We start from the raw sequence: 13,399 nt of genomic DNA, 5'->3' as shown, positions 1-13,399 counted from the left end.
TTAAAAAATTGATTTAAATAATTTAACTATTTTTGTTCGCGCCGTTAATTAAAAGCGAGCCTAATTATAACGTACGAGATGATGATGAAACCCCTTCTTATTACCTTTTTATCACTTCTCTCTTTTGCTGTAATGGCTCAAGAAGAGAATAATGCAAAATCTTTAGACTCTAAAGAAAACCTTCAAGTAAAAAATGTTGATTTCGGAGGAAGTGTAGAAGCAAAAACCAAAGGGAAATCAAAAGATACTTTAACTTTAAAAGATCACAATGAAGCTACACTCATAGATAGTTTATGGTTAAGTTCTATGTATCACTCACCTTTGTACGATTCTATTCAATATGTATTACCAGAGTCTAAGATTATTGAACAGGCAAATATAGATTTATCGACCGAAATTTTAAAAGAACGTTTAGCATATTTAAATAGTAAAACACCTTTTAATGTAGAATACAATCCTTCATTAGAACGTATTATAAAGTCATATTTAAAGCATCGTCAAAAATCATTGGCTGAGTTGATGGCTAAGGCAAAATATTACTTTCCGATGTTCGAAGAACATTTAGACAAGTACGATTTACCTTTAGAAATAAAATATTTAGCCATTGTAGAGTCAGCTTTAAGACCAAGAGCTCGCTCTCGCGTTGGCGCTTCTGGCTTATGGCAGTTTATGTACTACACAGGTAAACAATTCGGACTAGATGTAAGCTCATATGTAGATGAACGTCATGACCCGCTGAGAGCAACAGAAGCGGCTTGTAAATATTTATCAAATCTTTATGGAATTTTTGGAGACTGGGATCTTGCTTTGGCTGCTTATAATTCCGGGCCTGGTAATGTTTCTAAAGCAATCAGACGGTCAGGTGGCAACAAAAATTACTGGAATATTCGTCATTATTTACCTCGTGAAACAGCTGGATATTTACCTGCATTTTATGCAACTTACTATATTCTAGAATATGCAGATAAACACAATATTAATGTTTCTAAAAGTTACATAAATAAGTTTGAAACAGATACTATTCATGTAAAAAGGCAATTGACTTTTGAGCAAATAAATAAAGTGCTTAATACCAATGATGAATTATTAGAATTTTTAAACCCACAATACAAACTGAACATCATTCCTTTTGTAAAGGATAAGAATTACACTTTACGTTTACCAAAAGATCTGTTGGGTAAGTTTGTTTCTAACGAAACTGAAATCTATGCTTACGCGGAAGCAGATGATGCCAAAAGAGAAAAACCACTACCAAAATATTTTGAGCCAAAGAATAGAATACGTTACCGTGTTAGAAATGGCGATTATTTAGGCAAAATAGCACAACGTTATGGCGTCGGTGTATCTCAAATAAAACGTTGGAATGGTTTGCGAAGTAGTCGTTTAAGAATTGGGCAAAGATTAACTATTTATCCTAGAGGTTTTACATCTACTAAAACGAAGAATAGTACTTCTAGCAGTAAAAAAGTGACTGCTTCAGCAGCTCCAAAAGGAAAATACACGACATACATTGTAAAAAAAGGAGACTCTCTTTGGTTGATCTCTCAAAAGTTTCCAAAAGTTTCTGTTAGTCAAATTAAAAAATGGAACAATATTTGGAGTGTAAAAAGTCTAAAACCAGGTACCAAGCTTAAAATCTACAAAGGATAATTTTTGAGTTTGTTATCATAAACTAACATCAATGAAAAAATTATTCTTCTTTGCATTAATAATTGCAACTTTTGCTTCGTGTACAAATAACAGTAAAGCCATCTTAAGACAATCTACTGGTAGTATGAACGGTCTTTTAATTGTTATGAATAATAGCGAATGGCAAGGCAAAGCTGGTGACGTATTAAGGGACATAATAGCTTCGCCAGTTTTAGGTCTACCTCAAGAAGAAAATCAATTTACAGTACATCAGGTTCCACCTAAAACATTTACAAAATTATTTAAGGCAAATAGAAATATATTATTTGTTGGTATTGATAAGACTGATACTTTTAATGTTAGTCAAGAGTTATATGCTACTCCTCAAATAGCAATGACCATCTTAGGTAAAGATGAAGCATCGCTTATAGAACAAATACAAGATCATAAAGAGGAAATAATTTCTGTTTTTAAAGAAGGTGATTTAAAATTCTTTCAAAATAAATTAACAAAGAAACATTTAGATGCTAGTAAAGTTGAAACTTTTAACAAACTTGGGGTTTCTATGCGCATACCTAGTGATTATAGAACAGTAGATGATAATGGAGATTTTTTATGGCTGCGCGATGAGTATGACAACGTGAGTAAGAATATTTTGGTTTATTCTGTACCTATAAATTCTAAAGAAGATATTTTAGGAAGCAACATAGTTGCTGCTAGAGACACTATAGGAAAAATGTTCATACCTGGTGGACCAGATGGTTCACACATGATCACTGAAGTTGCATATTCACCGCACATAAAAAAAACGAAACTAGATGAAAAAGAGGCTTTCGAAGCACGTGGTAAATGGGAAGTGAAAGGAGATTATATGGCTGGTCCTTTTTTAAGTTATACGGTTGTAGATAAAGAGAATAATCGTTTGTTAGTAGCAGAAGGATTTACTTACGCTCCGAATGTTAATAAGCGTGATTATATGTTCGAATTAGAAGCAATTTTAAAAACACTAAAAATTTAAATTAGCTGTAGCGTACGTTTCTAAATTACCTTTTGCATTACTAAAAATTAGATATGCTTTGAGTTCTTGATGTTTATTCAAGAACTGTTTTACTTTCTCTAAAGACATCGCCATTAGAGCAGTAGCATAACCATCAACATCTGCGCAGTCTACTTTACCAATAATAGAAACACTTAATAAACTGCTTTTGGTAGAATAACCTGTTTCGGGGTTTAAAATATGTACATATTTCCTGCCCGTTACCGAATCTATCTTAAACTTTCTATAACTACCAGAAGTAGCCATAGATTCATCTTTTAATTCAATCACCTTTTGAATGGAGCGTGTTCCATCAAAATTAGGATCCTCAATACCCGCTTTCCATAAAGAGCCATCTTTTTTAATTCCTTTTGTTCTTATTTCACCTCCTATTTCAACTAAGTAATTAGCTACATTTTGAGATTCAAGAAAATGGCCAGCAATATCAACTGCATACCCTTTAGCAATAGCATTAAAATCAAAATAAATACTATCGTTTTCCTTTTTTATTTTTCTACCTTCTACCCAAACCTTATCAAATCCTACTAATTGTAATAATTTCTCAATTTTAATTGAATCTGGCTTGATCAGAACTTTTTTTGGACCGAAGCCCCAAGCATTAACTAAAACACCTATTGTAGGGTCAAAAACACCCTTTGTTTCCTTATAGATTTTTAAAGACTTATTAAAAACTTCAATAAAATAGTCATCAACTACAACAGTTGTATCTCCTTGGTTTATCCTAGAAATATCAGAATTAGTAATATAAGTCGACAATGATCTATTCACTAAATGAAACAAACTATCTATTTGTTTTGTAAAGTCATTGTTATGATCGTAGGTAATATGAAACGTTGTTCCAAAGGCATGGCCTTTTAAATTAGTATACATTTGTTCTTCCGCTTGACGACAAGAAAGGCTCAAAAAAAAGATTAAAAAAAGAAAAAAGTATATCCTAAACTTCATAATTGCTTTAGAATCTATGGTTAACATTGCAAAGATAATTGTATGGTTGTTAAAATAGTATTAAATAGAAAGATAAAACTTAATACTAAATATATTTTAATAACTTCGTGTCATAATTAAATAACTATCCCATCATGAAGAGAATTATTACCCTTTCTGTGGTTTCTGCTATTCTACTTTCATCTTGTGTTTCACAAAAGAAATTTGCCGAATTACAAGCTGATTATGATTCCACAAAATCACAACTAACAGATGCCAATGCAAAAGTGTTAGCGTGCCAAGTAGAAAAAGATAAAATCGCTGGTCAAATAGCTAGTTTAGAAGCTCAAAACAAATTATTAAACCAGAATAACGAGAATAATATTAGACAAATTGAAAGCCTAAGTAGATTGTCTGAATCTGCAAGTAGTAATATTAAAGATGTTATTGCTCAATTAAGCGAAAAGGATAAATACATTAACGGCATTAGAGGTGCTATGTCTCGTAAAGATTCTATCAATCTTGCTCTTGCGGTTAATTTAAAAAGTGCTTTGGCGGATGGCATTCAAGATGAAGATATATTAGTAGATGTTGAAAAAACAGTAGTTTATATTTCAATTTCTGACAAATTATTATTTAATAGTGGTAGTTCAACTATTTCTAATAAGGCGAAAGCTTTATTACAAAAAGTAGCAACCGTTATTGCTGAAAAACCAGATATGGAAGTTATGGTTGAAGGTTACACTGATAATAGACCTATAAATACTGCCAAAACTAAAGATAATTGGGATTTAAGTACGCAAAGAGCGACTTCGGTTATCCGTGTTTTACAGGATGATTATAAAATAGACCCTAAACGTTTAATTGCTGCTGGTAGAAGTGAATATTTACCTTTAGCAACCAATGATACGGCCGATGGTCGTTCAAGAAACAGAAGAACTAGAATTGTTATATTACCTAAGCTAGATCAGTTCTTTGATATCTTAGAGCAAAAACCTGATGCTTCTTCTACAGGAAACTAACAGATATCTCTATATTAAAACATAAAAAAGCCGCTAATTAGCGGCTTTTTTATGTTTTAAAGAAGAAATTAATTATACTTCTTCAACTGAAGCATCTGGCGCATTACTTCTAACCGAAGCAATACCATTTTCCATTGCTGAAGTAGAAGAATATTGCTCACTAGTACCAACAACTTGGCCATTAGTAGATTTTAAATTGAAATAAGGATCACCGTTTTTTGCTTCTAATCTTTCAAAACAAGCATCATCTGTACAATTTTTACGTACAGACTCAATTCCGTTTTCGCATCCTGATTTTGACGCATAACCTTGACTTGCCAAAATAGTTTGACCATTACCAGCTTTTAATCTGAATCTGTACTTACCTCCTTTATCGGTATACATTTCGAATTTTCCCATGTTTTAATTGTTTAAATTTTTGTTTATTGACCAAGTTATAAATTTCGTCGCTAATTTAAAAGTGTTTTTAATTTTTCTTTATACAAATCATATTGAATCAGATCATTATGACCACCATTTTCAATTGTAACAAATTGTTTATCCTCAACTACAGCTTCTTCAAATAGTTTTTTTCCGCCTTCAAAAGGAGTAACTCCATCTTCAGTTCCATGTATAATAGTAATGGGGCATTTTACATTCTTTATAAACTCATTGGTTTGAAATTTATACTTTAATAAAAATGATGGGATTAAAAGATAACGCCCTTTTGCAATATCTATTAAACTGAAAAAAGGAGCTTCTAAAATCAATTGTTTTGGATTATTCTCTGACGCAACCTTGGTTGCGAACGTAGTACCTAAAGATCTACCATATACTACTATATCCTTTTCTTTATAACTCTCTTTTAAATAATCATAACTTAATTGAGCATCTTTATACATGTTGGCTTCACTAAATATCCCCGTGCTTTTACCATAGCTTCTATAATCAATCACAAAAACATCATAATTAAATTCAGAAAAGATTGAAACTATTTTACTCCAGCGTTCTAAACTACCTGCGTTTCCATGAAAATATAGAATTACGCCCTTAGGATTTTCCACTTTTAAATGCAGTGCATTTATTACCTTGTTATCTTCTGTAGCTAGATTTACCTCTTCGAAATTTCCTGATAAAGAATATTGATGTTCTTGAGTTAACTTTTCTGGATGAAAAATTAATTTTTCCTGAAAAAAATAAGCCGTTACTAATAACAACACATATATGACTAAGAGCCATTTTACTGCTCTTAAAATACTCTTAATCATTATAGTCTTTTTGTTTATGCTTCTTTCTAATGAAATCTATACTAGTACCCTCACGATCGATTTCCTTATAAGGTTTTGATTCTAAAATCTCTTTTAAAGCTCTATGATAACCTTCAAAATTGTGTAGATTTTTATGACCACCCCCAATAATAGGATACAATCTTGTTCTTTTTGGGTTCACTTTAGACAACCGAACACTAGATTTCATTAATATTACGCGGTCATTAGTGCCATGAATTATTTTTATGGGGCATTTAACATGCTTAATCCATTTAAAAGTAGGCATAGAGTACCGCATTACTAGTCCGATAGGTATAAATGGTAAATAGCGTTTTATATTGTTAGACATACTATAATACGGACAAGCTAAGACCAACATTCTTGGGTTGTTTACCGATGCTATTTTAGTTGCCAAGCCGGTACCTAAAGAGCGCCCATAAACAATAATGTACTTTTCGTCAACATTTTCTTTTATCTTATCATAAACAACCTGTACATCATCTTTCATAGCTTGTTGGGTACGCTTACCAGTGCTTTTACCAAAACCTCGATAATCTATCATAATCACATCCCAACCATGCAATGTAAAATCTACAGCGAACTTGCCCCAACCTTTTATACTTTTTGAATTTCCTTTTAGATAAAAAACAACGCCTTTTGGGTTTTCTACTTTAAAATGTAGTCCATTAATAAGAACACCAGGTTTTAATTCTAAATTATACTCATCTACTTGTTGGTTTTCGTATTGAAACACGAAGTCTTTGGGTAGTTTTTCAGGATGAAAAATAAAGCGCTCTTGAAAGAAATAAAGAAAAATGCTTAAGGCTATAATAATACTTACAGCAATTAATATGATTTGTGGCCAGTTCATCTTTAATGAACTAAGATACAAATATTAACTATTCATGTACTTTCACAAAATCTTCAAAAGCTATGTAGTACGGACGATCTTTAAAAACTGGCATTTCTACACTTTCTGCATTTGCAAGACCTACACCGGCAAACCAAACAGAAGCTTTTTGTTCTTTGGCATGCTGCACAAAGGTTTCCATCCATATTTTATCATATTCTTTAGCCTGTTGAATGTTATTGGTTGCTTTTACCAATACAAAAATGGTCGGTTCTCCTTTTTTATATAATACAAATTGAGGGTGTTTTTTTAATTTACTGTTTACGGCAACAAATTCATAACCCATTTCTTGAAGTTTCTTACCTACTGTATTCATGGCTAAGTTATGCAGTTCTTGTTCGGTAAGTGGTGTCATTATATTTTTAAACATCTAATTAAAACAGAAAAATAAAGCTGGTATTGTATTTACCTATCAGTTTAAGCTTATAATGTTATTTTTTTTTGCGTCTGTTATAATTTTTATCGCCTCTTGTCTTTGGTTTTTTATACTTTTTAGCAATTTCTCTTCTATATGACCCGCCTTGATTTGTCTTACTATTTTTTTCACTCTTTTCATGAAAAGCTTCACCTACAACAAAATCTTTTGTTTTTCGCTTATGCGGATTATCAATTTCAACTTCCTTAGGTTGTTCGTTTGGTGTTAGCTTTTTTGAAATTTCAACCTCAGTTGGAAAATCTATTTTAGGAATTTTATAGTTCATCAACTTTTCAATCCTCTCCTTTGCCTGTTGTTCTTTCTCTGTTGAAAATAAGAGAGATACGCCCTCATGCTCCGCTCTGCCCGTTCTACCAATACGATGCATATAATTCTCAGGAAATTTTGGTGTATCAAAATTAATAACATGACTGATTTCACTTAAATCGAGCCCGCGAGACATTACGTCCGTAGCAATCAATATTCTATTCTTACCAGCATCAAACTGCTTAATTGAGCGTATTCTATAATTTTGAGTTTTATTAGAATGAATAATGCATAGTTCATCATTATATCTTTCTTTTAAGGTTTCAAAAACTCTATCAGCATCTTTTTTATTAGAAACAAAAACTAATACTTTATGATAGGTTTCTTTATCCTCTAATAAATGAGCCAATAAATTTACCTTAGTGTAGAAATTTTTAACCGAATACCGTTGTTGATTTATATTATCTAAAGGTGTACCACTTACAGCAATAGAAATTTTGGCAGGTGCAATAAAATAATCATCAATCAAGGCATCTACATCATCGGTCATTGTAGCCGAAAACATAATATTCTGCCGACGTTCGGGTAAAATTTCAAATATATTTTTTAACTGAAATCTAAAACCCAAATCTAACATTACATCTACCTCATCTATCACTAATTTCTGAATAGACTTTAATTTTAAAGCTCCGCTTAAAGCGAGATCATAGAGTCTACCAGGTGTTGCTACAACAATATCGGCACCTTGGGCTATAGCCTGTTTCTGGGTATTTATGTTTGTACCACCATAAATGCCCAAACTTCTTACATTAAGATACTTGGCTATCTTTTCAATTTCTTCAACAACCTGTAAAACAAGCTCACGTGTCGGCACTAATATTAATACCCTTGGCGTTAGTTGTTTTGAGAACTTTAAATCACGAAGAATAGGTAGCATATAAGCAAATGTCTTACCGGTACCTGTTTGCGCAATACCAACCATATCCTTACCTGATAAAATGGTAGAGAAAGATTGTTCTTGTATAGGTGTAGGTTGTTTAAACCCTAAATCATCAATTGCATATTGTAATTGATTTGACAAATTCAAATCTGCAAAAGTGCTCATTAATTCTAATTTTATGCAAAGGTATGCTTTTACACTATGTTTATGGCAGCATGTAACTTAACATTAGTTATATCTTAATAACCCTGTTAATTATTTTGTACTTAAGGCTTTTAATTTACGTTTAAATAGTATAATTTAAACAAAACAATTTGTGACTATGGAAATTTCTAACCGATTAGAACAAGCACTAATTAAATTATATAATGCTTTTCATAATGATGAATTAAATCCTGAATGTTGTTCAGCATGCGCAGTTGGTAATATTTTGGATAATTATGATAGTTGGAAACATCTATCCGATTCACATGGTTCGCTAGAACTAAGTTATATTGGCAGGGTACATCAGCAATTGGGTAGAACTTTTAATGGGTACACACCACATGAATTACTACAAATAGAAAAAATATTTTTAGAAGCTTGTGGTTATAAAGTTCCATTATGTCACTATAATCCAAACCCTCCAAATCTTAAAGATAAAGAAGTATTGTTTAAAGGCTTATCTAAGGTGGTAGCCTTTCTTTGTGAATTAGATGGTTTAGCTAACGTAATGGATTACTCAAAAATATTTGAGTATGAGCAAGAAAACCCAGTATATAAGTTTGAAGTAATCTATCAATAAAGATTGATCTCTATTTAAAGCCTAACCTTAATAAATTAATAAGGCTATCTAGTAAACCGAGCTTTAAGTGCGTCTTATTACAACTATAACACACATACCTTTTGCTGTTTGGTAATAGCATTCGTTGGTATTTTTTACGACGTACTCTTTCTAATGTAAAGTTACATCTATAGCAATTCATAATGTCTCCCTTTTTCATAACTAACGTTCTGAACGTCAAAATATTTTCTTAAAATGAAGGATATATAAGGCCTTATAGCAAATTATATGCCAGTTTTATAGCATATAAACTGCCATATCTCTTAATCATATAAAAAATTTGTAACTTTATGACAGTTAATGATTTGTAACTATTTTTAATTAAATGCTACATATTTATTAAACAACTCAACCAAGCCCCTATGCTCAAATTCTTTAGAAGAATCAGACAATCTCTTGTGTCTGAAAATAAATTTTCGAAATACTTATTGTACGCTATCGGTGAAATTATTCTTGTAGTAATTGGAATTCTCATTGCATTGCAAATTAATAATTGGAATGAAAACAGAAAGGAGAGAACTATAGAATTAAGTTATTTAAATAGACTAGTAATTGATCTTGAAGAAAATAAAACACTTTGGAAAAAAACATTGCAACGTAAGAAAAAACAATTGGAAGCAGCTCACATTTTTTTAAACTTTCGATTTAGCAAAAATCAAGATACCATAATTAAGATTTTACCTCACTTTCAAAGTTTAGGAACTTGGAAGGATATTAATATTAACCAAGTTACATTTAACGAAATGGTAAGTAGCGGAAATTTAAATCTAATAACTAATGATTCTATAAAAATCAAACTGTTAAATTTAGACAAACTTTACAAAGCAATTTTAAATAATCAAGAAGTATTAAAAGCTGAACATAATGATAGGTTACATCACCCCACAATGAAAATCATAAATACGAGTAATGCTTTTGTTACAGACCCAAATCAGAGAAATGTTATTAAGCGCAAACTTTCTCAAGAAGAAATGGGAATTTATTTCAATCAATTTCAAAAAGATTTGATAGCATTAATAAATGATAAAGAATTTATTAATGGTGTGGTGGGGATTACTTACAATGCACAATCTCAATTTAGTTCTTTTGAAGAAGCTTTAGTTATGATTGATGATATAATTGTTTTGCTTAAGAAAGAAACTGATTCAAATTAATTTTAAGAAATATGATCAAATTCTTCCGTAAAGTACGTCAAAAGCTACTATCTGAAAACCGTTTCAGTAAATACTTTATTTATGCTATTGGCGAAATTATTCTTGTAGTAATAGGTATTCTTATTGCATTACAAATCAATAATTGGAATGAGAATCGAAAGGAAGCCGAAAATCAAAAAAAGCTATTTACCAATCTAAAAATTGATTTTGAAAATCGGCTTGATGAATTAGAAGCCTTTTTTGTAATGAAAAAAGAAGCTGTACAGAATATTCATAAATTAAATACTACTATTTCAGATAAAAAAAGTGAAATTGATGAATCAGAAATAATTTCGATACTAGCATCTTTGGTCAATAATTTCACTTTTAATGAAGACTTTAAACTGCTAGAAGGTGTTTTTAATACCGGTTTAATTAATGATATTAAAAACGAAAAACTAAAAAGGCGCCTTATTGAATGGCCACAGCTTGTAGAAGAAATGCTAGAAGAACAACGCATTTTTCAAAATGACAATCTCACCAAGTTTGGACCATTACTTGACAAATACATTTCTAACCGTAGACTATATGAGAATTTTAATGTCCGTAATTATGAGTTACCGAAAGGTAAGACTGTAACTTTAAAAGAAAATTATAAAGGTTTGTTAAATGACCCTTTACTAGAAAATTATTTGGCCACAAAAGAACTTCATTTAAAAATCTCTATTATAGATAATCGTAATCTCATTGATGCAGCTAAAGAAATTATAAAACTTTTAGCAGATAACCAATAATTAAATTTTTAAACAACCTTTTTTACTAACCATATGAAAAAAATTATCCTTGCAATTTTAGCTGTTATTGTAATCATTTTAGGAGTATTAGTTTTTAACACACTAAGATTAAGCTCTAAACAAGTTGCTTCAGAGAAATTAGAAAACGTAAACTTTACTGATGCTATTTATAAGAACCTTTCAAAAGGTATACAGTACAAAACCATCTCATTTAGTGAAGATGCTATACCAGATTCTACTGCTTTTTTTGGTTTTCATCGATTCTTAGAAGAAACCTTTCCGCTAGTGCATAAAAAACTATCATTAGAAAAAATTAATTCTTATAGTTTATTATATACTTGGCAAGGTTCTGATGCTTCAAAAAAACCTATTATATTAATGTCTCATATGGATGTAGTTCCTGTAGATCAACCGACTTTAAATGATTGGGAAGCCGGTCCTTTTGAAGGAAAAATAACCGATGCTCATATTATTGGTAGAGGAACCTTAGATGATAAGGGAACTCTGATTGGTTTGTTAGAAGCTGTAGAAAAGTTATTAGAAGAATCTTTTACACCTTCGCAAACCATCTATCTTGCTTTTGGTCATGACGAAGAAGTTGGCGGCAGCAAAGGAGCAGGAGAAATAGCAAAGCATTTAAAGGCAAAAGGTGTGCATGCAGCTTTAGTTTTAGACGAAGGTGGCTTCTTAGCCGAAGGTTTGGTTCCTGGTATAGACAATCCGGTTGCCATGATCAATTTAGCAGAAAAAGGATTCTCTTCTTTTAAACTTATTGTTGAAACCAAAGGAGGTCATAGCTCAGCACCACCAAAGGAAAATACTATTGGTATGCTGGCCAAAGCCATTGTAGATTTAGAGAATAATCAACGCCCTTATAAATTGGTAAAACCTATAGATTATCAATTTGAATATATGGGTGCCGAATTACCTTTCTTAAAAAGGTTGGCATTTGCGAACCCATGGTTATTTAAAAAACCAATTCTAAAAGCTTTAAATGCCCATACTACTACTGCCCCAACCATCATTAATGGCGGTGTTAAAAATAATGTAATACCAACTGTAGCTTCAGCTACAGTTAACTTTAGAATTCTACCTGGGGAAACAATTGAATCTGTAAAAGAGCATATAGAAAGTACCATATCAGATAAAATTAGAGTTGAACCTGTTGGCTTTTTAACCAACCCTTCACCTGTATCTGGTATAGATTCTGAAGCCTTTAAAAAGCTAGAACAAACCATACGTAATATGTTCCCTAACAGCATTGTTGTACCGGGTTTAGTAGGTGGTGGTACCGATGCACGTTATTTTTATGACATTTCAGATGATGTTTATCGATTTTACCCTATTAGAATTGGGCCAGAGAGTATGACTCGTTTTCATGGTATTGATGAAAAAATTAGCAAAGATAATTACAAAGAAATTGTTGAATTTTCGTACCACTTAATTAAGAAGTTTAATTAAGTATTTACCAATGATTAAAATCTTTAGACATATACGTCGAACCCTAATAACCGAAAACAAAATAGGCAAATATTTTAAATATGCTATCGGTGAAATAATTCTTGTGGTTATCGGAATACTCATAGCACTACAAATCAATACTTGGAATCAACAACGTATCCAAAACAATGAAGAACAGGTGGCTTTGAAAAATTTGAGTCAAGATTTTAATTATAATCATAAGGCTTTAGATAGCATCTTAGCTGAAACCCAAAGTAACGTAGAAGCTCAATTTATTCTTTTAAATTATACGGGAAATAAATCAAAAGCCATATCTAGATCTGAATTTAACACTTCGCTCAACAAATTGGCTGATATAAATGAATATTATCCAAGGAATGGCTATTTAGATGATTTAATAAGCTCTGGTAATTTAGGGATTATTAAAAATCAAAAGTTAAGAAATAAGCTGTCCTCATGGCATCCCATATACAATTTTATTAAATCTCGCGAAATAGAACTAGAGAAAGGTAGAGATAGAGTCACTAATATGATTATTAAACAAGGAAGTTGGTTAAATGCCGATGCCGTTTCAACAGACGAGGTTGTTCAAAATAACATCTTTCCAAATTCTGGTTTTGATATTGACAATAGAAATTTATTAAATGAACTTGAATTTGAAAACAATACAGAAAACACTATTTATCAGAATGACAAACTTATACAAAGCCATAGAAAAGGATTAGTATTAGTTGCTGAAATTTTAGAGCTATTGGAAAAAGAAATTAAAAAATAATC

General features: G+C 31.3%; 14 protein-coding genes. 8 read left to right on the top strand and 6 right to left on the bottom strand.

Annotated features, from left to right (window positions below; all coding sequences use genetic code 11):
* Positions 1–84: 84 nt before the first annotated feature.
* Together AC1EUV_RS12765 and AC1EUV_RS12760 are read left to right on the top strand one after the other, a co-directional pair.
* Positions 85–1,650 (top strand): lytic transglycosylase domain-containing protein, encoded by a 1,566-nt coding sequence (locus tag AC1EUV_RS12765; protein WP_480199107.1) that lies wholly within the window; start codon positions 85–87, stop codon positions 1,648–1,650.
* A 31-nt stretch (positions 1,651–1,681) separates the two neighbouring features.
* The gene (locus AC1EUV_RS12760) at positions 1,682–2,647 is read left to right on the top strand and encodes a DUF4837 family protein (RefSeq protein ID WP_480199106.1); all 966 of its coding nucleotides are present in this window, start codon (positions 1,682–1,684) and stop codon (positions 2,645–2,647) included.
* Here the strand turns inward: AC1EUV_RS12760 and AC1EUV_RS12755 are convergent.
* Positions 2,636–3,658 (bottom strand): FAD:protein FMN transferase, encoded by a 1,023-nt coding sequence (locus AC1EUV_RS12755; protein ID WP_480199105.1) that lies wholly within the window; start codon positions 3,656–3,658, stop codon positions 2,636–2,638. The genes AC1EUV_RS12760 and AC1EUV_RS12755 overlap by 12 nt on opposite strands.
* Before the next feature lie 107 nt (positions 3,659–3,765).
* On the opposite strand from AC1EUV_RS12755, the gene AC1EUV_RS12750 reads away from it, so the two are divergent.
* A complete protein-coding gene (locus tag AC1EUV_RS12750; RefSeq protein ID WP_480199104.1) occupies positions 3,766–4,632 on the top strand; it encodes an OmpA/MotB family protein in 867 nt (288 codons plus the stop codon).
* A 72-nt stretch (positions 4,633–4,704) separates the two neighbouring features.
* Here AC1EUV_RS12750 and AC1EUV_RS12745 read toward each other — a convergent pair whose 3' ends face one another.
* The 5 genes from AC1EUV_RS12745 to AC1EUV_RS12725 form a co-directional block, all read right to left on the bottom strand.
* Positions 4,705–5,031 carry a YegP family protein gene (locus tag AC1EUV_RS12745; protein WP_480199103.1) on the bottom strand — a complete coding sequence of 109 codons (327 nt, stop codon included), beginning with the start codon at positions 5,029–5,031 and terminating at the stop codon, positions 4,705–4,707.
* Between the two features lie 50 nt (positions 5,032–5,081).
* Positions 5,082–5,879, bottom strand: coding sequence for an alpha/beta hydrolase (locus tag AC1EUV_RS12740; RefSeq protein WP_480199102.1), 798 nt, complete (start codon positions 5,877–5,879; stop codon positions 5,082–5,084).
* A complete protein-coding gene (locus AC1EUV_RS12735; RefSeq protein WP_480199101.1) occupies positions 5,872–6,750 on the bottom strand; it encodes an alpha/beta hydrolase in 879 nt (292 codons plus the stop codon). The genes AC1EUV_RS12740 and AC1EUV_RS12735 overlap by 8 nt, the downstream gene beginning before the upstream one ends.
* A 28-nt stretch (positions 6,751–6,778) precedes the next feature.
* Positions 6,779–7,144 carry a Na(+)-translocating NADH-quinone reductase subunit F gene (locus AC1EUV_RS12730; RefSeq protein ID WP_480199100.1) on the bottom strand — a complete coding sequence of 122 codons (366 nt, stop codon included), beginning with the start codon at positions 7,142–7,144 and terminating at the stop codon, positions 6,779–6,781.
* 76 nt (positions 7,145–7,220) lie between these two features.
* Entirely contained in the window at positions 7,221–8,576 is a 1,356-nt protein-coding gene (locus AC1EUV_RS12725; protein ID WP_480199099.1) for a DEAD/DEAH box helicase, read from the bottom strand.
* A 157-nt stretch (positions 8,577–8,733) separates the two neighbouring features.
* Between AC1EUV_RS12725 and AC1EUV_RS12720 the strand changes: the two genes are divergently transcribed.
* From AC1EUV_RS12720 to AC1EUV_RS12700, 5 genes are all read left to right on the top strand, one after another.
* The gene (locus tag AC1EUV_RS12720; RefSeq protein WP_480199098.1) at positions 8,734–9,195 is read left to right on the top strand and encodes a Na(+)-translocating NADH-quinone reductase subunit F; all 462 of its coding nucleotides are present in this window, start codon (positions 8,734–8,736) and stop codon (positions 9,193–9,195) included.
* A gap of 401 nt (positions 9,196–9,596) precedes the next feature.
* Complete coding sequence (locus AC1EUV_RS12715; RefSeq protein WP_480199097.1) at positions 9,597–10,388, top strand: DUF6090 family protein; 792 nt, start codon at positions 9,597–9,599, stop codon at positions 10,386–10,388.
* 11 nt (positions 10,389–10,399) lie between these two features.
* Entirely contained in the window at positions 10,400–11,161 is a 762-nt protein-coding gene (locus AC1EUV_RS12710) for a DUF6090 family protein (RefSeq protein WP_480199096.1), read from the top strand.
* A 33-nt stretch (positions 11,162–11,194) separates the two neighbouring features.
* On the top strand, positions 11,195–12,622 hold the full coding sequence (locus tag AC1EUV_RS12705) for a M20 family peptidase (RefSeq protein ID WP_480199095.1): 1,428 nt from the start codon (positions 11,195–11,197) through the stop codon (positions 12,620–12,622).
* A gap of 10 nt (positions 12,623–12,632) precedes the next feature.
* Positions 12,633–13,397: a DUF6090 family protein gene (locus tag AC1EUV_RS12700; RefSeq protein WP_480199094.1), complete on the top strand. Its 765-nt coding sequence runs from the start codon at positions 12,633–12,635 to the stop codon at positions 13,395–13,397.
* The last annotated feature ends 2 nt before the right edge of the window (positions 13,398–13,399 follow it).

Source organism: Maritimimonas sp. 2304DJ26-3 (genome assembly GCF_056591635.1).
Note: the sequence above shows the minus strand (reverse complement) of the source record. Positions and strands in the feature narration are given on the sequence as shown.

Bases quoted from the DNA above. Each gene is read 5' to 3' on its own strand.
- AC1EUV_RS12765 (WP_480199107.1), top strand. From the start codon at position 85: ATGAAACCCCTTCTTATTACCTTTTTATCACTTCTCTCTTTTGCTGTA.
- AC1EUV_RS12760 (WP_480199106.1), top strand. From the start codon at position 1,682: ATGAAAAAATTATTCTTCTTTGCATTAATAATTGCAACTTTTGCTTCG.
- AC1EUV_RS12755 (WP_480199105.1), bottom strand. From the start codon at position 3,658: ATGTTAACCATAGATTCTAAAGCAATTATGAAGTTTAGGATATACTTT.
- AC1EUV_RS12750 (WP_480199104.1), top strand. From the start codon at position 3,766: ATGAAGAGAATTATTACCCTTTCTGTGGTTTCTGCTATTCTACTTTCA.
- AC1EUV_RS12745 (WP_480199103.1), bottom strand. From the start codon at position 5,031: ATGGGAAAATTCGAAATGTATACCGATAAAGGAGGTAAGTACAGATTC.
- AC1EUV_RS12740 (WP_480199102.1), bottom strand. From the start codon at position 5,879: ATGATTAAGAGTATTTTAAGAGCAGTAAAATGGCTCTTAGTCATATAT.
- AC1EUV_RS12735 (WP_480199101.1), bottom strand. From the start codon at position 6,750: ATGAACTGGCCACAAATCATATTAATTGCTGTAAGTATTATTATAGCC.
- AC1EUV_RS12730 (WP_480199100.1), bottom strand. From the start codon at position 7,144: ATGACACCACTTACCGAACAAGAACTGCATAACTTAGCCATGAATACA.
- AC1EUV_RS12725 (WP_480199099.1), bottom strand. From the start codon at position 8,576: ATGAGCACTTTTGCAGATTTGAATTTGTCAAATCAATTACAATATGCA.
- AC1EUV_RS12720 (WP_480199098.1), top strand. From the start codon at position 8,734: ATGGAAATTTCTAACCGATTAGAACAAGCACTAATTAAATTATATAAT.
- AC1EUV_RS12715 (WP_480199097.1), top strand. From the start codon at position 9,597: ATGCTCAAATTCTTTAGAAGAATCAGACAATCTCTTGTGTCTGAAAAT.
- AC1EUV_RS12710 (WP_480199096.1), top strand. From the start codon at position 10,400: ATGATCAAATTCTTCCGTAAAGTACGTCAAAAGCTACTATCTGAAAAC.
- AC1EUV_RS12705 (WP_480199095.1), top strand. From the start codon at position 11,195: ATGAAAAAAATTATCCTTGCAATTTTAGCTGTTATTGTAATCATTTTA.
- AC1EUV_RS12700 (WP_480199094.1), top strand. From the start codon at position 12,633: ATGATTAAAATCTTTAGACATATACGTCGAACCCTAATAACCGAAAAC.